Below are 18,138 nucleotides of genomic sequence, written 5' to 3'. Positions count from 1 at the left end.
ACAGCGCTGTCTTGGTCGCTCGCGCCGGGTCGATCAGGAACCGGTGAGGGCGTTGGCAGTGGAAGTTTGCGATGCACGCCACCAGGTTGCCGCTTCGGCACCGATGGATTCGATCGATTGGGTGGCGTCGACGACCAGCGTGCGGTCTTCGCCGTAAGGCGGCTCAAGCGTCGCGAACTGGCTGTCGACCAGACTGGCCGGCATGAAATGGCCTGGTCGGTGCGAGCACCTATCGGCCGCCAGCTCTGGGGTCAACTCGAGAAATACGAAGGCCAGGCCCGGCACAGCGGCACGCAGACGGTCGCGGTAGCTGAGCTTGAGGGAGGAGCAGGTCAGCACCGGTTTCTCGCCATTGCGCACGGCGGTCGCGACTTCCTCGCCCAGGCGGGTCAACCAGCCAGCACGGTCTTCGTCGTTCAGAGGATGACCAGCGCTCATCTTGTCGATATTGGCTTGGGGATGAAACGCATCGCCCTCGATCAGGCGGCCGCCGCTGTTTTTGGCAATTTCAGCGCCGACAGCACTTTTGCCGCAACCGGACACACCCATTACCACGACGGCGGATATAGCATTTGGAGCAGTAGTCATAAAAACCTCGTCCCGAAGACAGCGCTATCTTTGCCAGATGGTGTGCAAGTCCGGCAAGACTGTTTTCCGGGTGTAGTCATTGTTATGGGTATCTCGCTGTCCATGAGATGCAGCACTCCCGCTCGCCAATAGGATCGAGGAAAGTTGCGGGCCTCCGTGAGATAGCGCTACCTTAGAGCCCATCCCGGACAATCGCAACCCCTGCGACTTTTCCTTCCAGTAGTTGGCAATGCATGACACGTATTGGTTCCCGCTCCACCGGTCGTCCCACTCTCAATGAAGTCGCCAGGCTCGCCGCAGTCTCTCCTATCACGGCCTCAAGAGCCTTGCGTGGCATAGCGACCGTGGCGCCAGAGCTGGTTGAGAAAGTGCGGGCGGCTGCGCAGAGTCTAGGCTATGTCGCCAACCCTGCTGCGCGTGCGCTGGCGTCCTCGCACAGTCAGTCGGTGGTAGTGCTGGTGCCTTCGTTGTCTAACCAGCTGTTCATCGAAACGCTCGAAGCCATACAAACCGTCTTGCGCCCTCGTGGCCTGGAAGTGGTGATCGGTAATTATCACTACTCGCCTGTAGAGGAAGAGAACCTGCTGCGCAGTCATCTGGCAAACCGGCCCCGGGGCGTCATTCTGACCGGTTTTGATCACAGCCCGGCGTCGCGAGACGCGCTGGCGGCCAGCGGGGTGCCCTGCGTGCACATGATGGAACTCGATCCCGCCCGAACAGAGCCTTGTGTCGGGTTCTCCCAACAGCAGGCGGGCGCGCAGGCTGCGCGACATTTGTTGAGTCGCGGTCGCCGGCGTCTGGCTTATGTGTCCGCGCAACTGGACCCACGGGTGATCCAGCGTGGTAGCGGTTTTCGCCGAGCCCTGGAAGAGCAGGGGCTGTACGACGACAGCTTGCAGATGGCCTCGCCGCTGCCTTCCTCGATAGGCTTGGGTGGGGAGCTGTTCGCCCGCCTGCTGGCGGAGCACCCGGACGTGGATGGGGTTTTTTTCTGCAACGATGACCTGGCTCAGGGCGCCGCGCTTGAGGCCTTGCGGCGCGGGATCAGGATTCCCGAGCGGGTCGCGCTGATCGGCTTCAATGATTTGCCCGGCTCGGCGCACATGGTCCCGCGCCTGACGTCCATTCGCACCCCCCGCGAACAGGTCGGCCAGCGTGCCGCGCAACTGCTGCTCGGGCTACTGGACGGCAATGTTCAAGAGACACAGGTGGACCTGGGATTTGAGCTGGTAGTGCGAGAAAGTACCTGAAGCGCTGGACAAGCCTTCGCAGGACCGCGAGCACGTTGTGGGAGCCTACAGCAGCTCCACACATCTCGCGACGCACCTCAAATTGCCTTATCAGCGGTCCTTTTTGAATGCCAGGCGGAACTCATGTAATAACGGCTCGGTATACCCGCTCGGTTGTTCGCGTCCTTTGAACACCAGCGCCGATGCCGCCTGGAACGCGACCGACTTTTCAAAGTTTTCTCCCATTGGTTTATAGGCAGAATCACCGGCATTCTGCTTGTCCACCACTTTGGCCATGCGCTTGAGGATGTCCAGCGCTTCATGCTCGTGAATCACACCATGGCGCAGCCAATTGGCGATGTGCTGACTGGAGATGCGCAGCGTGGCACGGTCCTCCATCAGGCCAACGTTGTGAATGTCCGGGACTTTCGAGCAGCCCACGCCTTGTTCCACCCAGCGCACGACATAGCCCAGCAGACCCTGAGCATTGTTTTCGACTTCTTCACGAATCTGCTCTTCGGTCCATTTCGGGGCTGCAGCCACGGGAATGCTCAGCAGATCCAGCAGGATCTCTTCGCTGATGGCGTCCAGATCAATGTGTTCCAGCTCTTGCTGTACCGCCTTTACGTCGACTGTATGGTAGTGCAGTGCGTGCAAGGTCGCGGCAGTGGGCGAGGGCACCCACGCCGTGGTCGCGCCGGCTTCCGGATGGGCGATCTTCTGTTCCAGCATGTCGGCCATTTGATCCGGCATCGCCCACATGCCCTTGCCGATCTGTGCCCGACCACGCAGCCCGCACGCCAGGCCCACCAGCACGTTGCTGCGCTCATAGGCTTTGATCCATGGCGTGGTTTTCATGTCGCCCTTGCGCAGCATCGGGCCGGCTTCCATCGAGGTGTGCATCTCGTCGCCCGTACGATCCAGGAAGCCGGTGTTGATGAATGCGACCCGGGCCGATGCGGCGTTGATGCACGCCTTGAGGTTGACGCTGGTACGCCGCTCTTCGTCCATGATGCCCATTTTCAAGGTATTGCGAGGAATCTTCACAACGTCCTCGATACGGCTGAACAGCTGGTCGGCAAACGCGACTTCGGCAGGGCCGTGCATCTTCGGTTTGACGATATACACGCTGCCGGCTCGTGAATTGGTGCGGTTGTGCAGATCATGCAGGGCGATGAGGCTGGTGATCACGCCGTCCAGAATGCCCTCGGGGATTTCCTTCTTGCCGTCATACACAATCGCAGGGCTGGTCATTAGATGGCCGACGTTGCGGATGAATAGCAGCGAGCGACCGTGCAGCGTGATCTGGCTGCCATCGGCAGCGGTGTATTGGCGATCAGGGTTGAGACGGCGGGTCAGGGTCTTGCCGCCCTTGACCAGCTCTTCACTCAGGTCACCCTTCATCAGCCCCAGCCAGTTGCGGTAAATCACCAGCTTGTCGTCGGCGTCGACCGCGGCCACCGAGTCTTCGCAGTCGATGATGGTGGACAGCGCCGCTTCCAGCAGCAGGTCCTTGATGCCTGCCGGATCGCTGCCGCCGATGGGGCTTGCAGGATCGATCTGGATTTCGATGTGCAGTCCGTTATTCTTCAGAAGAATCGCCTTGGGTTGCAGCAGCTGACCCTGATAACCGACGTATTTTTCCGGCTGCGCCAAGGACGACTGGCTGCCATCGGCAAGGGTGACCCGCAGTTCGCCGCTGTCCACGGCGTAAGCCTTGGCGTCCACGTGGGAACCGGTTGCCAGTGGCGCGGCCTGGTCAAGCAGGGCACGGGCAAAAGCAATGACTTTGGCGCCGCGCAGCGGGTTATAACCGGCCTTGATTTCTGCGCCGTTGGCACTGGATATCGCGTCAGTGCCATACAGCGCGTCGTACAGCGAGCCCCAGCGGGCGTTGGCGGCGTTCAGTGCATAGCGGGCGTTTGCGGCGGGCACGACCAGTTGTGGACCGGCCTGTTCGCTGACTTCGATATCGACCTTGCTGGTAGTGACCTTGACCTTGACCTCGGCCGGCACCGGTTGCAGGTAGCCGATGGAGAGCAGGAAGGCGATGTAGGCAGGCATGTCGGTGACCGGCCCGGGATTGGATTTGTGCCACTTGTCGAGCTGGGTCTGCAGACGATTACGCTCGGCCAGCAGCTCACGATTGATGGGCGCCAGGTCGTGGACCAGCGAGTCGAAATCAGCCCAGAAGACCTCCGGACTCAGCCCTGTTCCGGGAAGCACGTCCTCGTCGACAAAGCGTTTCAGGTTGGCTGCCACCTTAAGGTTGTGGCAGTTGACGAATTCGGTCATCTCGGGTCTCCCATAAATAAACATGTAACCAGACCGCACGGAGTGTCAGACACAGACTGAATGTCAGCTTTACTGCCGCTGCGCGCCAGATTGTCAGCAAGCCAGCTGCCACGCCCTCCGGGCAGAATCAAAAGCGCTGGCAGCTAACCCGCCTTCACCGCCGCAACGCCTGCTTTAGCGACCTGCGCGTCCTGATCGGCCTTCACGCCGGACACGCCGACGGAGCCGATGGTTTCGCCGTCCACGATCACCGGTACGCCACCTTCCAGTGAGGTCAGCAAGGGTGCGCTGACGAAGGCGGTACGGCCGCCATTGACCATTTCTTCATAGCCTTTGGATTCACGGCGCCCCAGGGCCGAGGTGCGTGCCTTTTCGATGGCAATGTAGCCGCCGATCGGCGCGCAGCCATCCAGACGCTCGAAGCCCAGCAGGTGGCCGCCGTCATCGGTTACGGCGATGGATACCGCCCAGCCATTGGCCTGCGCCTCTTTACGGGCGGCGGCGAGGATCTGAGTGACTTCGGTCTGGGTCAGTACAGATTTGGTTTTCATGCAGCGCTCCTGAGCAGTGACGTAAAGGATGAAAGACGACCTGCGATCAACTTGGATGCAGGGCGTCCTCTATGAGTTCGATCCAGTGTTTGACTGGCGTGCGGCCGGCGCTTGCCAGGTGGGTCTGACAACCGATGTTTGCAGTCGCAATGACGTGCGGCTTGCCACTTTCCAGCGCATTCATCTTGTTGTCGCGCAACTGCCTGGACAGCTCCGGCTGCGTGATCGAGTAAGTGCCCGCCGAGCCGCAACATAGATGGCTGTCGGGCACCATGGTCAGATTGAAGCCCAACCGCGTCAACACCGACTCTACTGCACCGCCGAGTTTTTGCGCATGTTGCAGTGTGCAAGGGCAATGAAACGCCAGTCTTGTGCTGTCGCAGACGCCGAGTTTTTCCAGAGGCTCGGCCCGCAGCACTTCGACCAGATCCCTGGTCAAGGCGCTGACTTTCGCAGCCTTTTCAGCGTAGGTGGGATCGTCGCGCAGCATATGCCCGTAATCCTTGACGAAGGCCCCGCAGCCGCTGGCGGTCTGCACGATCGCTTCGGCACCGGCCTGAATCCCGGGCCACCAGGCATCGATGTTACGACGGGCGCGGTCCAGGCCTTGCTCCTGTGCGTTGAGGTGATAGTCCACAGCACCGCAGCAACCGGCTTGGGCAATGGATGTGACGCCGATTTCCAGCCGATCCAGCACCCGCGCCGTGGCAGCGTTGGTGTTTGGCGACAGGCCGGGTTGCACGCAGCCTTCCAGCATCAGCACCTGACGCGCATGTTGGCGGGTCGGGCGTGCCTTGGCCGGTCGGATGTTATCGGGCAACTTGGATTGCAGGTTGGCAGGCAGCAATGGCCGAAACGCGTTGCCCATTTGAGTCAGACGCTTGAACAGCGCCGCGTTGGGCACTACTGCACGCAGGCTTTCACGCAGCAGGCGCTGACTCATCGGGCGTGGCACGGCGGCATCGACCACGGCGCGACCAATGTCCAGCAGGTTGTGATAGTTGACCCCCGAAGGGCAGGTGGTCTCGCAGTTACGACAGGACAGGCAGCGGTCCAGATGCAGCTGGGTTTTTTCCGTGACTTCCTTGCCTTCGAGCACCTGCTTGATCAGGTAGATGCGTCCACGCGGGCCGTCCAGTTCGTCGCCCAGCAGTTGATAGGTCGGGCAGGTCGCGTTGCAGAAACCGCAGTGCACGCAACTGCGCAGAATGCTCTCGGCTTCTTCAGCGCGGGGCAGGCTTTTCGCGTGTTCGCTCAGGGTGGTCTGCATGGTTCATATCTCCGCGTACATTCGGCCCGGGTTAAAAATCCCGTGCGGATCAAGTTGCGCCTTGAGCTGGCGGTGATAGCGCAAGAGTGGCGCTGCCAATGGCTGAAACGGGACGTCGTCGAGGCCGTGGCTGTAACAGGTCGCATGACCACCGACCGCGCTGACGATGGCGCGAATCTCACGGCCGCTGGCATCACTCTTCAGCCAGCGCTGCGCACCGCCCCAGTCGATCAACTGATCGCCCGCAAGCTCCAGCACGCCGGTGTTGGTCGGCAGCGACAAACGCCACAGCGCCCGACCATCAGTGAAAAAGTCCAGGCGGTGCTCGTTCAAGGCGCGCCAGTAAAGCGGGTCGATGGGCTCGCCGCCCAGACGATCATGAGCTGCCGCCACCGACCCTTCGCCGCCTTCCAGACGCAGGCGCAGTACACGGCCGTCGTGGCTTGCAGCGCTGATTGGCAAAGGTTGCTGACCCCACTTGGCCAGGTGGGCAAGGGCACGGTTGCTGTCCATTTCCAGGGCCAGGCTGGTACACAACCGTGGCTTGGGCAGCACCTTCAGTGACACTTCGGTGATGACGCCCAGGCAGCCGAAACTGCCGGCCATCAAGCGTGAGAGGTCGTAACCGGCGACGTTTTTCATGACTTCGCCGCCGAATTTCAGGTGTTTACCCAGCCCTGTGATCACCCGCGTGCCGAGCACGAAATCGCGTACCGACCCGGACCATGGTCGACGCGGACCGGACAAACCCGCAGCAATCATCCCGCCGACTGTGGCATCGCTGACGCCGCCGTCGCTGAAGGTCGGGGGTTCACACGGCAGCATCTGGCCGGCCTGGTCCAGCGCGGCATTGAGTTCGCTCAGGGGCGTGCCGGCGCGGGCGGTGATGACCAGTTCGGTGGGGTCGTAACTGACAATGCCGCGGTGGATTCGCGTGTCGAGAACTTCACCGGCTACTTCGCGCCCGAGAAAGGCCTTGCTGTTGGCGCCCTGAATTCGCAATGGCATACCGACCTCAATGGCCTGGTTGACCTGTCCCAGCAGTACGTCACTGGCGTCTTGATCCTGAGCGGTGAGATTCGATTGGCGTTCGGCACCCATCAGAAGCGCTCCAGTTCGGGGAAAGGCAGCTTGCCCATGTGCACATGCATCGCGCCGAACTCCGCGCAGCGGTGCAGGGTCGGGATGTTTTTGCCGGGGTTAAGCGTGCCGCTGGGGTCGAACGCCGCTTTAATTGCGTGGAACAGTGTCAACTCGTCGCTGTTGAACTGCGCGCACATCTGATTGATCTTCTCGCGACCCACGCCATGTTCGCCGGTGATGCTGCCGCCCACTTTGACGCACAGTTCCAGAATCCTGCCGCCCAACGCTTCGGCCCGGTCCAGTTCGCCCGGTTGATTGGCATCGAACAGGATCAGTGGGTGCATGTTGCCGTCGCCCGCGTGGAAGACATTGGCGACCCGAAGGCCATATTCCTCGGACAGGGCGCAAATGCCCTTCAATACGCCTGGCAATTCACGGCGCGGAATGGTGCCGTCCATGCAGTAGTAATCCGGCGACAAGCGACCTACCGCAGGGAACGCGTTCTTGCGCCCGGCCCAGAAACGCACACGTTCGGCTTCGTCTTTAGCCTGACGGACTTCGGTAGCGCCGGCTTTTTCCAGCACCGCGCGAACCCGTTCACAGTCGTTGTGAACGTCGGCCTGGACGCCGTCCAGCTCGCACAACAGAATCGCTTCAGCCGCTATGGGGTAGCCGGCGTGAATGAAATCTTCGGCGGCGCGGATTGCCAGGTTATCCATCATCTCCAGCCCACCGGGAATGATGCCCTCGGCAATGATGTCGCCCACGGCGCGACCGGCTTTTTCAACCGAATCGAAGGCGGCCAGTAATACCCGCGCGACTTGGGGCTTGGGCAGCAGCTTCACAGTGACTTCAGTGATAATGCCAAGCATGCCTTCTGATCCGGTGAACAGCGCCAGCAGGTCGAAACCGGGTGTATCCAGAGCATCGGAGCCCAGCACCATGTGCTCACCTTCGACCGTGAGAATGTTGACGCTGAGCAGGTTGTGCACGGTCAGGCCATATTTGAGGCAGTGCACGCCGCCTGCGTTTTCCGCGACGTTGCCGCCGATGGAGCAGGCGATCTGCGAGGACGGGTCAGGGGCGTAATACAGGTCATAGGGCGCGGCCGCGTGTGAGATCGCCAGATTGCGCACGCCGGGTTGCACCCGAGCGAAACGCCCGGCCGGGTCAATGTGCAGAATCTTGTTGAAGCGCGCCATCACCAACAGCACGCCTTTGGCCAGCGGCAGGGCCCCGCCGGACAAACCTGTGCCAGCGCCACGGGTCACCACTGGCACCCCGCGCTCATGACATACCTTGAGCAGCGTCTGCACTTGTTCGATGCGCTCGGGCAGCGCCACCAGCATCGGCATGGTGCGGTAGGCAGAGAGTCCGTCGCATTCATAGGGGCGCAGTTCTTCCTCGCGGTGGAGGATATCCAGATCAGGCATCCGCGCTTGTAGGGAGCTCAGCAACCCGGCCTTGTCGATGGCAGGCCACGCACCATCGACGCGTTCGTCGTACAGGATGTTCATGATGGGTTTACAACCCTCTCTTGTATTTATAAAGGGTGCTTTATAGGAGGTCCGTTCCTGGGGGGAACGTTCTACCGCTGACTTGCATCATTCGCCGTGCTCCCCGTACTGTCCACGCCTGAAAGCACTGGTCGAACCAGTTTTTTTCAGGGTTTGTACAGTGGTATTGATAAAAATCGATGTGAATCAAGCGCCTGTAATACAGCGGTGATTGGGTGAATTCATTTTCTGCCACTGGTCATACCAGCTTGATGCGAGTCCGGGCAATCAGTCGTAGGCGCAAGCAGGCTGCCTGCTGCAGGGCGACGATGCGGCTTGAGGGCTGGGCGTGACACTTTCACGCAACACACGTGACGCTCAAGAGGCGCTCAGGGGAAGTGAGTCTGGTCCTCTCGCCCAAGGCGCTACCTCCGCGCTTCCCGTGTGAGCGAGCCGGCTCGCGAGGAGGCCGGTCCAGCCATCCAATCCCTGCCAGCGGCGCCTCATCCTTCGTGAGCACGCCCACGCACACACGCTCTGCAGCGTCAGTTAAATCGGTGAGCCAATTCTAAGCGTCGGGGCGGGCGAGCGTCATCCTTGACAGCTGCAGGTTTATGTCGCAGTTTACGCATTGCGTAAATCATTTACGAAAATAAAAACAAAGACAGGCCTTACCGTGGACCTTTTCACCTACTACCGATCCACCTCCAGCTACCGCGTGCGTATCGCGCTGGCGCTGAAGGGCCTTGAGACCAACGCGATTCCGGTGAACCTGATCCGTGACGGCGGTGAGCATCGCAAGCCCGATTATCTGGCGATCAATCCTCAGGGCCGGGTGCCTGCGTTGAGACTCGATGGGGGCGAGGTGATCATTCAATCGATGGCCATCATCGAATACCTCGAAGAGCGTTCGCCTTCCCCTGCATTACTGCCCGTCGATCTGCTCGAGCGTGCTTGCCATCGTGAAGTGGCAGCGGTGATCGGTTGTGACATTCATCCGCTGCACAACGTTGCCGTACTCAACCGTCTGCGCGGTCTGGCCCATGGCGAAAGTGACGTGACGGCCTGGACCGGCCACTGGATTACCGAGGGCCTGACCACCGTTGAAGCGCTCATCGGCGACGAGGGTTTCTGTTTTGGCAATGTGGGCCTTGCCGATGTCTACTTGCTGCCGCAACTGTATGCAGCGCGGCGTTTCAATGTCGACCTGAGTGCCTTTGTGCGGATCTGTCGGGTAGAGGCGCTCGCATTGCAACATCCGGCTTTCCAGAACGCGCACCCCGACGCGCAACCCGACAGGCCGGAGTAATCTTTCGCTCATGAAAATTCTCGGTTTGCAATTGATCTTCGGCGATTTCCTCGCCCGCAGCGTGCGGGGAATTCCCTGTGCGCCACCTGTTGAACAGTGATCTTCGCCGCAGTGCATTTCACTTTTCAGCAGGAGCAAGACCGTGACCGACCTTTACGAAAATCCAATGGGCCTGATGGGCTTCGAGTTCATCGAATTCGCCGCGCCGACCCCTGGCACCCTGGAACCCGTTTTCCAGATCATGGGCTTCACCAAAGTCGCCAACCACCGTTCCAAGAACGTGGCGCTTTATCGCCAGGGCGCGATCAACATCATCCTCAACAACGAACCTCACAGCGAAGCGTCTTACTTTGCCGCCGAGCATGGCCCCGCCGTGTGCGGCATGGCGTTCCGGGTCAAGGATTCGCAAAAGGCCTATCAGCGTGCACTGGAACTGGGCGCGCAGCCGATCGAAATCGGCACTGGCCCGATGGAACTGCGACTGCCAGCGATTAAAGGCATTGGCGGCGCGCCGCTGTACCTGATCGACCGGTTTGGCGAAGGCACGTCGATCTATGACATCGACTTTGTGTTCATCGAGGGCGTTGACCGCCAACCAGCAGGTGCGGGCCTGAAATTCATCGACCACCTGACCCACAACGTCTATCGCGGGCGTATGGCTTATTGGGCGAATTTCTACGAAAAGCTGTTCAACTTCCGCGAGCTTCGCTACTTCGACATCAAGGGTGAGTACACCGGCCTGACCTCCAAGGCCATGACTGCACCCGACGGCATGATCCGCATTCCGCTGAACGAAGAGTCGTCAAAAGGCGCGGGGCAGATCGAAGAGTTCCTGATGCAGTTCAACGGCGAAGGCATTCAGCACGTGGCGTTCTTCACCGAAGACTTGATCGACACCTGGGACCGGCTCAAGGCCCTGGGCATGCGCTTCATGACTGCGCCGCCGGAAACCTATTACGAAATGCTCGAAGGCCGCCTGCCCAACCATGGCGAGCCTGAACATGAACTCAAGGCGCGCGGAATCTTGCTGGATGGCACGTCCGAAGGTGGCAGCCAGCGTCTGCTGCTGCAGATTTTTTCGGAGACCCTGATGGGGCCGGTATTTTTCGAGTTCATTCAGCGCAAGGGCGACGATGGTTTTGGCGAGGGCAATTTCAAGGCCCTGTTCGAATCCATCGAGCGGGACCAGTTGCGTCGGGGCGTGTTAACGGCGGATTGAGTATCCGCGACTGACGCTTTTTTACCTGTGGGAGCGGGCTTGCTCGCGAATGCTGATTTCCAGGCACTGAAGATAAGGCGGATGCACCTGGCTTATCGTGAGCAAGCTCGCTCCCACAGGGTTTGTGTGCGTTATAAATGGGCTCAGGCCGGCATTTCCCCGCCCATTCGCGCACTGATGGCCTGCGCCGTTTCCCTGAGCCTCTGCGCCGCTGCCGCTTGGCGCTGGTCGGTAAACACTGACGCCGAGCCCACAATCGTTACCACGCCCACCAGCTTGTTGCCCATGGCGAACACCGGTGACGACACGGCATTGACCCCGGTCATCAGCATGCCGTGAATCTGATGCACACCCGTGCTGCGGATCTCCTTGATGTGCCGGTCAATCTCCTTCAGTTGCTGGCCGTCAAGGCTTGCAGACTCAGTCTCGCGCAAGGTTTCCGTCTCTGCGCTCGATAGAAAGGCGTCGAATACCAACCCGGTGGAAGAGCCCAGCAGCGGCAGTACCGAGCCGATCTGCGTGACCAGCGTGACTGCGCCCAGCGATTGCTCAACGTAAACCACTGTCGGCCCTTTGTTGCCCCACACCGCCAGGAAACAGCTTTCGTTGAACTCATCACGCAGGGCGATCAGCTGTGGAGCGCTGACTTTCAACACGTCCAGCTGGCTCAACGCCGCCAGACCCACCTGCAGGGCCGAGCGTCCCAGCCGGTAATGATTGGTGACCGGATCCTGCTCAGCGAAGCCACTGTCCACCAGCGCTTGTAGATAACGGTGGACCTTGCTGGCGGGCATCTCGACGTGTTCGGCGAGTCTGGACAATGAGGTGGCGGGCGTGAGTTCGGCCAGGGCCTTAAGAATGCCCACGCCGACTTCGGCGGATTGCACTTTCTGCTGGCGCGCAGCGGCGGGTGGTGCGGTGTCTTCGGTCATGAGCGGGGCGTGCGCCAGTGGGAGAAGGCTGCTTTATAGCTTGACCGTTTGGCAAACTCAAATTACGTTATGCGTAATTCGGTTACGATTATTCGATCCTGATCCGGTTTGCCCATTCCCATCCGGGCACATCCGATCGGTATGCACACAAAAACAAGAGGTCGAAATGTCCACTACACCTGCCCCCGACGCTCTGCGCTATCAATCCGGCTTGGGCAATCAATTCAGCAGCGAGGCGTTACCGGGTGGGTTGCCGGCCGGGCAAAACTCGCCGCAGCGTCATGCTCTGGGCCTCTACGCCGAGCAATTCTCGGGCACTGCCTTCACCGTGCCCCGTGCCGAAGCCCGGCGTACCTGGCTGTACCGGATCAAGCCGTCCGCAGCGCACCCGAAATTTCAGCGTCTGGACCGGCAAATTACCGGTATGGAGCAGGGGCCGATCAACCCCAATCGGTTGCGCTGGAACGCCTTTGACATTCCCGCCGACTCCACTGACTTGCTCGAAGGCCTGACCGCGCTCGTCAGTACTTCGGCAGCAGATCAGGCCGACGGCGTCAGTGTTTATGTCTATACCGCCAATCGCTCCATGGAACGCGCTTTTTTCAACGCCGATGGGGAATGGTTGATCGTTCCGCAACAGGGCCGTTTGCGCCTGATCACTGAACTCGGCCTGCTGGACATCCAGCCGCTGGAAATTGCCGTCATTCCACGCGGGCTGAAATTCAGCGTGCAGCTGCTCGATGGGCCGGCGCGTGGCTACATTTGCGAAAACCACGGCTGTGCACTGCGTTTGCCGGAACTGGGGCCTATCGGCAGCAACGGGCTGGCCAACCCCCGGGATTTTCAGGCGCCAGTGGCGCATTTCGACGCGAGTGCGCAACCCACCGTACTGGTGCAGAAATTCCTCGGTGAACTCTGGGAAACCCGGCTTGAGCACACTCCGTTCGACGTGGTGGCATGGCATGGCAACAACGTTCCGTACAAGTACGATCTGCGCCTGTTCAATACCATCGGCACCATCAGCTACGACCACCCGGACCCCTCGATCTTTACGGTTTTGACGTCACCGGGCACGACCCTGGGGCAGGCCAATGTCGACTTTGTGATCTTTCCACCGCGCTGGATGGTGGCGGAAAACACCTTCCGTCCGCCCTGGTTCCATCGCAACCTGATGAACGAATTCATGGGGCTGATCGACGGCGCCTACGACGCCAAAGCTGAGGGGTTCATGCCCGGTGGCGCGTCGCTGCACAATTGCATGAGTGCCCACGGTCCAGACAATGCCACGGCCGAAAGAGCCATCGCTGCCGAACTCAAACCACACAAGCTGGAGCAGACCATGGCATTCATGTTCGAAACCGGCAAAGTCCTGCGCCCCAGCACTCATGCGCTGGAGTGTCCGCAGTTGCAAGGCGACTACGACGCTTGCTGGGACGGCCTTGCCAGAATCTTCAAAACCTTTGATACGGACAGCCACCGATGAGCACCTCCAATCACCCTCGCAGTTGGGTGACCTGCGCCAATGATCACCCTGACTTTCCGCTGCAGAATCTGCCGTTTGGCGTATTCAGTCGCTCAGGCGGCGAAAAACAGGGGGGGGCGGCAGTTGGCGACTTCATCTTCGATCTGCAGGCTGCGCTTGATGCGAATTTGTTCGAGGGCAGTGCGCGGATTGCCGCTGAAGCCGCCAGTCGCGGTCAGCTCAACGCCTTCTTTGCCTTGGGTGCGTCGCCACGCAAGGCATTACGAAACGAGCTGTTGAAGCTGCTGGATGAACACAGTGCGCAGCGCGAGCGACTGCAAGCTTTGGGTGACAGCCTGCTGGTGCCGATGAGCGAGTGTCGGATGCACCTGCCAGCCCACGTGGGCGACTACACCGACTTCTACGTTGGTATCCACCACGCGATGAACGTCGGCAAGCTGTTCCGCCCGGACAATCCGCTGCTGCCGAATTACAAATACGTGCCCATTGCCTACCACGGACGTGCCTCGACGCTGTGTGTGTCGGGGACACCGATCAAACGCCCCAACGGCCAGACCCTCGCGCCCGGTGCCGAGGTGCCCGCGTTCGGACCGAGCAAGCGTCTGGATTACGAGCTGGAAGTCGGTGTGTGGATGGGGCAGGGCAATGAAGCCGGAGAGCCTATTGGCATCACCGAGGCGGGCGAGCATATCGCCGGTTTCTGCCTGCTCAATGACTGGTCCGCGCGCGATCTGCAGGCTTGGGAATATCAGCCGCTGGGGCCGTTCCTGTCCAAGAGCTTCGCCACCAGCATTTCGCCCTGGGTGGTGACCGCAGAGGCGCTGGCGCCATTTTGCAGCGCCCAGCCCGAGCGCCCGGCGGGTGATCCCAAGCCATTGGATTATCTGTTCGACGAACAGGATCAGCGACACGGCGCACTGGATATCGAGCTGGAAGTGTTGCTGCTCACTGCGCAGATGAAAGAACAGGGTATCGCGCCGCAGCGCCTGGCCTTGAGCAACACGCTGAACATGTACTGGACCGTGGCGCAGATGGTGACCCACCACAGCGTCAACGGCTGCAAGTTGCAGGCAGGCGACCTGTTCGGCACCGGCACCTTGTCTGGTCCGCGGGCCGGTCAGCTCGGCAGCCTGCTGGAAATGACCGAGGGTGGGAAGCACGCGGTCCAATTGCCGACCGGGGAGACGCGCAAGTTCCTGGAGGCCGGTGATGAAGTGATCCTCAAGGCCAGATGCCGCAAGGATGGCGAGGTGAGTATCGGGTTTGGCGAGTGTCGCGCAGTGATTGTCGGTTAGCCTTCAAAGGGTTGCTCAATGATCCGACAGTCATCACCGCAGTGCTGGCCAAAATCAGTTCGCCCCCACAGGAAGTTGCAGTTCACCTGTGGGAGTGAATTCATTCTCGCAAGGCAGGTTCTGGCGCCGCGGTTTTCAGCCTTGCTTGAATCCTGAAACCAAAGAGCCGCTTCTCTGCAAAAACCGCCCGTGCCGCTCACCTTGCGGTTTGCCCCCGGCATAGCTCAAATGCCCGTTCACCCACACCCCGTCGATACCCTCGGCGGCGCGTTTGGGCGCCGTGAAGTCGGCAACATCGCGCACGGTGGCGGCGTTGAACAACACCAGATCTGCCCAATACCCCTGGCGAATAAACCCTCGCTCGTGCAGGCCGAAGCGGGTGGCGGTCAGTCCGGTCATCTTGTGAATGGCTTTGTGCAGCGGGAACAGGCCGAGATCGCGACTGAAGTGTCCCAACACCCTGGGGAATGCTCCCCAAAGGCGCGGATGCGGAAACGGATCTTCCGGCAGACCGTCCGAGCCGATCATCGACAGTGGGTGTTGCATGATGCGCTGCACGTCCTGTTCGTCCATGCCGTAATACACCGCGCCAGCCGGTTGCAGTTTGCGCGCGGCGTCCAGCAGCGACAGGTTCCAGCCGGCGGCAATGTCCTGCAGATCGCGCCCACCCTGATCCGGGCAAGGCGTGGACCAGGTGATGGTGATCCGAAAGGCGTCGGTGACCTGTTTAAGGTCCAGGGTCGAGGAGCTGGCGGCATAGGGATAACAATCACAGCCGACCGGCTGGGTCCGTGCGGCTGTTTCCAGCGCGTCGAGCAGCTGTGGACTGCGGCCCCAGTTGCCTGCGCCGGCGCACTTGAGATGGGATATCACTACGGGTGACCGGGCATGGCGGCCGATCTCAAAGGCTTCTTGCATTGCCTCCAGCACCGGTTTGAATTCGCTGCGCAAGTGCGTGGTGTACACCGCACCAAAAGCGGTCAGCTCCTCGGCCAGCTGTTTGACCTCATCGGTTTCTGCCGAGTAGGCCGAGGCATACGCAAGACCGGTCGACAGTCCCAATGCACCGTCCTGCAGACTCACGCGCAGCTGTTCGCGCATGGCGCTGATCTCGGCAGGCCGGGCGGTACGCATCAGGTCGTCCAGATGATTGCTGCGCAGCGCCGTGTGGCCGATCAAGGCGGCCACATTGACCGCCGGCCGTGCCTGATCCACCGCTTGGCGATAGTCCCTGAATCGTGGGTAAACGAATGCGCTGGCCGGCCCCAGAAGGTTCATCGGATCGGGCGGATCGCCTGCCAGCGTTACCGGCGACGCGCTGATCCCGCAGTTGCCGACGATCACCGTGGTCACGCCTTGGGTGATCTTGGGCAGCATCTCGGGTTGACGAATCACCACCGTGTCATCGTGGGTGTGCACATCGATGAAACCTGGCGCTAACACTCGGCCTGCGGCGTTGATTTCCTCGCTGGCCGAAACGCCGTGCAGATTGCCAATACGCTGAATGCGCCCGTTGCCAATCGCCACGTCGGCGCGATAGCCGGGGCTGTCGCTGCCGTCGATCACCAGCGCGTCGCGAATGATCAGGTCGTAAGGCATGGTTCAGTCTCCAAGCGGCAGGCCGTCTTCACCGCCGCGGTAGTCGTCGAGGGCCAGTTTGAGCGTTATCCATCCGTTTTCCGCAGCGTGCACATTAGCCGAAGCGAAGACCTGTAGCGGCCCGGAGATATCCAGAAGTTGCACATCGGGAACGCGAGGATGCGGATCGACCATGTCTGGCATGGCAGATTCCCAGATACGTCGGCGGGAAATGTGGGGTCCATGGCGTATCCGCAAAAGCCTATCCGGCTACAGTTCAGTCGTCCACGCAACCGACTTCTTCTCGCTTGCACGTCAACACAGGAGCAACATCCATGACCCTGCACATCGGCCTGCTGGCATTCCCCTGGTTCAACAGCAGGATTTGACCGGCCCTTAAGACGTCTTGCCAGCCTGCCCGGCGTGACCGTGCATTCTGATCTGGAAATGCCTTGATCCATTGTTGTCCTGCACCGGGCTGGGCCTGTTGCCCACCCGCACATTTGATGACTGCCCGGATCTGGACGTGATCTGCGTACCCGGCGGCGTGGGCATCGATACCTTGCTGGAGGACGCCGAGACGCTGGCCTTCATCAGGTAGCAAGCCGCACATACGCAATATGTGACGTCTGTGGGCGCTGGTATTGCGGGCGGCGGGCCTGCTTGAAGGCAAGCGCGCGACTACTCATTGGGCGTTTCATGGTTTGCTGGAAAAATTCGGCGCGATCCCAGTGCATCAGCGTGTGGTGCGTGACGGCAACCTGATGACCGGCGGCGGCGTCACAGCGGGTATCGATTTGCCCTAACCCTGATCAGCGAGCTCTTTCGATGCCGATACCGCCCAGGCCATCCAGTTGCAAATTGAATATGCCCCGGCGCCACCGTTCGATGCAGGCCGTCCGAACACCGCGCCCGCTCCTGTGCTGGCTGTCGCAAAGGAGCGCGCGGCGCCGGGACTTCAAGCGCGTCGACAAATTGTCGAACGCATTACGGCGGGGCATCGTTAGGCCTTTACCGGCGCAGTCTTGATCTCGTACCAGCACAGAAACAGGTCCAGGGCCGACTCCACCACCGGCAGTTGCTCTTCCGCCGTCAGCAGCGGTTCATTGAGCGTGACCTGAGGCCAGAAGGCGAACGCCTTGAGAAGCGCATGAATCTGCGATGCGGCGAAGCCCGGCTCGACGGCTTTGAGTCGGCCATCTTGCTGGGCACTGCGGACCCAAACGGTAAACGCCTCTTCGCGCTCGTTGAGGCGATTGACCCAGGCCTGCGCGCGCTCCGGAGAGTGAATGGTGGCGCCAATGGCGACTCGCGCCAGATCGATGAAATTGCTATCGCCGAGGGTTTTCATCTTGGCCCCCAGCAGTTCGCGCAATTGATCACGCAACGGCACATCTGGACGATAGCTGGCGTCAGGCTGCGCGGTGGCCCTGGTCCACAGACGCTGGAGCATCTCCGAAAACAGCTCCTCCTTGCTCGGGAAATGGTTGTAGACCGTGCGTTTGGAAACTTCCGCCCGAGCGGCGATGCGATCCATGCTGGTGACCTCGAAACCGTTGTCGCGGAATTCGGCAATGGCTGCCTGAACAATGGATTCACGTTTTCGGTCGGTCAGGCGCAGCGCAAGGTTCATGGCATCGTTTCTGGGAGGTGGCCGGAGTTCGCGCAGGGATGGCATCATCCAGCGAGAAAATTACACCGGGCAGTTTACTTCCCTTTAGGGATCGTGCAAGCTTGAAACTACACTGTGTAGTGTAAAGGCTGTTACAAATTCCCCCTTACTTCGTCCAGCCGTATGCAACATTCTGCG

Annotated in this window: 14 protein-coding genes and 2 pseudogenes; 6 read left to right on the top strand and 10 right to left on the bottom strand. The window is 60.5% G+C overall.

Annotated elements, in window-relative coordinates; genetic code table 11:
• Positions 1-33: 33 nt before the first annotated feature.
• Positions 34-549: a gluconokinase gene (locus tag EC915_RS10820; protein ID WP_166650970.1), complete on the bottom strand. Its 516-nt coding sequence runs from the start codon at positions 547-549 to the stop codon at positions 34-36.
• A gap of 272 nt (positions 550-821) precedes the next feature.
• Here EC915_RS10820 and EC915_RS10815 point away from each other — a divergent pair, with 272 nt between their 5' ends.
• Positions 822-1,838: a LacI family DNA-binding transcriptional regulator gene (locus EC915_RS10815; protein ID WP_133750516.1), complete on the top strand. Its 1,017-nt coding sequence runs from the start codon at positions 822-824 to the stop codon at positions 1,836-1,838.
• Positions 1,839-1,928: 90 nt separating this feature from the next.
• Here the strand turns inward: EC915_RS10815 and EC915_RS10810 are convergent, their stop codons facing one another.
• The 5 genes from EC915_RS10810 to glcD form a co-directional block, all read right to left on the bottom strand.
• On the bottom strand, positions 1,929-4,112 hold the full coding sequence (locus tag EC915_RS10810; protein WP_133750515.1) for a malate synthase G: 2,184 nt from the start codon (positions 4,110-4,112) through the stop codon (positions 1,929-1,931).
• A 143-nt stretch (positions 4,113-4,255) separates the two neighbouring features.
• Positions 4,256-4,663, bottom strand: a complete 408-nt coding sequence (locus EC915_RS10805; protein ID WP_133750514.1) for a heme-binding protein — start codon at positions 4,661-4,663, stop codon at positions 4,256-4,258.
• A gap of 46 nt (positions 4,664-4,709) precedes the next feature.
• A complete protein-coding gene (glcF, locus tag EC915_RS10800; protein ID WP_133750513.1) occupies positions 4,710-5,933 on the bottom strand; it encodes a glycolate oxidase subunit GlcF in 1,224 nt (407 codons plus the stop codon).
• Between the two features lie 3 nt (positions 5,934-5,936).
• The gene (gene glcE, locus EC915_RS10795) at positions 5,937-7,034 is read right to left on the bottom strand and encodes a glycolate oxidase subunit GlcE (RefSeq protein ID WP_133750512.1); all 1,098 of its coding nucleotides are present in this window, start codon (positions 7,032-7,034) and stop codon (positions 5,937-5,939) included.
• Positions 7,034-8,533: a glycolate oxidase subunit GlcD gene (gene glcD, locus EC915_RS10790; protein ID WP_133750511.1), complete on the bottom strand. Its 1,500-nt coding sequence runs from the start codon at positions 8,531-8,533 to the stop codon at positions 7,034-7,036. Before glcD ends, glcE begins: the two co-directional genes overlap by 1 nt.
• A gap of 655 nt (positions 8,534-9,188) precedes the next feature.
• Here glcD and maiA point away from each other — a divergent pair.
• Together maiA and hppD are read left to right on the top strand one after the other, a co-directional pair.
• Entirely contained in the window at positions 9,189-9,821 is a 633-nt protein-coding gene (gene maiA, locus EC915_RS10785) for a maleylacetoacetate isomerase (RefSeq protein ID WP_133750510.1), read from the top strand.
• A 142-nt stretch (positions 9,822-9,963) separates the two neighbouring features.
• A complete protein-coding gene (hppD, locus tag EC915_RS10780; RefSeq protein WP_133750509.1) occupies positions 9,964-11,040 on the top strand; it encodes a 4-hydroxyphenylpyruvate dioxygenase in 1,077 nt (358 codons plus the stop codon).
• Between the two features lie 143 nt (positions 11,041-11,183).
• Here the strand turns inward: hppD and EC915_RS10775 are convergent, their stop codons facing one another.
• Positions 11,184-11,972 (bottom strand): IclR family transcriptional regulator, encoded by a 789-nt coding sequence (locus EC915_RS10775; protein ID WP_133750508.1) that lies wholly within the window; start codon positions 11,970-11,972, stop codon positions 11,184-11,186.
• 166 nt (positions 11,973-12,138) lie between these two features.
• Between EC915_RS10775 and hmgA the strand changes: the two genes are divergently transcribed.
• Positions 12,139-13,455 carry a homogentisate 1,2-dioxygenase gene (gene hmgA, locus EC915_RS10770; RefSeq protein ID WP_133750507.1) on the top strand — a complete coding sequence of 439 codons (1,317 nt, stop codon included), beginning with the start codon at positions 12,139-12,141 and terminating at the stop codon, positions 13,453-13,455.
• Positions 13,452-14,750, top strand: coding sequence for a fumarylacetoacetase (fahA, locus tag EC915_RS10765; RefSeq protein ID WP_133750506.1), 1,299 nt, complete (start codon positions 13,452-13,454; stop codon positions 14,748-14,750). Before hmgA ends, fahA begins: the two co-directional genes overlap by 4 nt.
• 135 nt (positions 14,751-14,885) lie before the next feature.
• On the opposite strand, the gene EC915_RS10760 is transcribed toward fahA, so the two are convergent.
• Positions 14,886-16,349, bottom strand: a complete 1,464-nt coding sequence (locus EC915_RS10760; RefSeq protein ID WP_133750505.1) for an amidohydrolase family protein — start codon at positions 16,347-16,349, stop codon at positions 14,886-14,888.
• Positions 16,350-16,421: 72 nt separating this feature from the next.
• Positions 16,422-16,523, bottom strand: a pseudogene (locus EC915_RS25595) (hypothetical protein); the annotation flags it as partial.
• A 140-nt stretch (positions 16,524-16,663) separates the two neighbouring features.
• On the opposite strand from EC915_RS25595, the pseudogene EC915_RS10750 reads away from it, so the two are divergent.
• A pseudogene (locus EC915_RS10750) lies at positions 16,664-17,335 on the top strand (DJ-1/PfpI family protein).
• On the opposite strand, the gene EC915_RS10745 reads toward EC915_RS10750, so the two are convergent.
• Positions 17,332-17,961, bottom strand: coding sequence for a TetR/AcrR family transcriptional regulator (locus EC915_RS10745; RefSeq protein WP_133750503.1), 630 nt, complete (start codon positions 17,959-17,961; stop codon positions 17,332-17,334). The pseudogene EC915_RS10750 and the gene EC915_RS10745 overlap by 4 nt on opposite strands.
• Positions 17,962-18,138 lie beyond the last annotated feature (177 nt).

Origin of the sequence: Pseudomonas sp. LP_7_YM (assembly GCF_004364435.1) — a bacterium.
Lineage (GTDB): Bacteria > Pseudomonadota > Gammaproteobacteria > Pseudomonadales > Pseudomonadaceae > Aquipseudomonas.
This window is presented reverse-complemented; position numbering and strand designations above follow the sequence as displayed.

What these genes read in the sequence shown, in the direction of transcription:
- hmgA (WP_133750507.1), top strand. Translation starts at nt 12,139, where the DNA reads ATGTCCACTACACCTGCCCCCGACGCTCTGCGCTATCAATCCGGCTTG.
- fahA (WP_133750506.1), top strand. Translation starts at nt 13,452, where the DNA reads ATGAGCACCTCCAATCACCCTCGCAGTTGGGTGACCTGCGCCAATGAT.
- glcE (WP_133750512.1), bottom strand. Translation starts at nt 7,034, where the DNA reads ATGGGTGCCGAACGCCAATCGAATCTCACCGCTCAGGATCAAGACGCC.
- EC915_RS10805 (WP_133750514.1), bottom strand. Translation starts at nt 4,663, where the DNA reads ATGAAAACCAAATCTGTACTGACCCAGACCGAAGTCACTCAGATCCTC.
- glcF (WP_133750513.1), bottom strand. Translation starts at nt 5,933, where the DNA reads ATGCAGACCACCCTGAGCGAACACGCGAAAAGCCTGCCCCGCGCTGAA.
- EC915_RS10810 (WP_133750515.1), bottom strand. Translation starts at nt 4,112, where the DNA reads ATGACCGAATTCGTCAACTGCCACAACCTTAAGGTGGCAGCCAACCTG.
- EC915_RS10775 (WP_133750508.1), bottom strand. Translation starts at nt 11,972, where the DNA reads ATGACCGAAGACACCGCACCACCCGCCGCTGCGCGCCAGCAGAAAGTG.
- EC915_RS10820 (WP_166650970.1), bottom strand. Translation starts at nt 549, where the DNA reads ATGGGTGTGTCCGGTTGCGGCAAAAGTGCTGTCGGCGCTGAAATTGCC.
- glcD (WP_133750511.1), bottom strand. Translation starts at nt 8,533, where the DNA reads ATGAACATCCTGTACGACGAACGCGTCGATGGTGCGTGGCCTGCCATC.
- EC915_RS10760 (WP_133750505.1), bottom strand. Translation starts at nt 16,349, where the DNA reads ATGCCTTACGACCTGATCATTCGCGACGCGCTGGTGATCGACGGCAGC.
- EC915_RS10745 (WP_133750503.1), bottom strand. Translation starts at nt 17,961, where the DNA reads ATGAACCTTGCGCTGCGCCTGACCGACCGAAAACGTGAATCCATTGTT.
- EC915_RS10815 (WP_133750516.1), top strand. Translation starts at nt 822, where the DNA reads ATGACACGTATTGGTTCCCGCTCCACCGGTCGTCCCACTCTCAATGAA.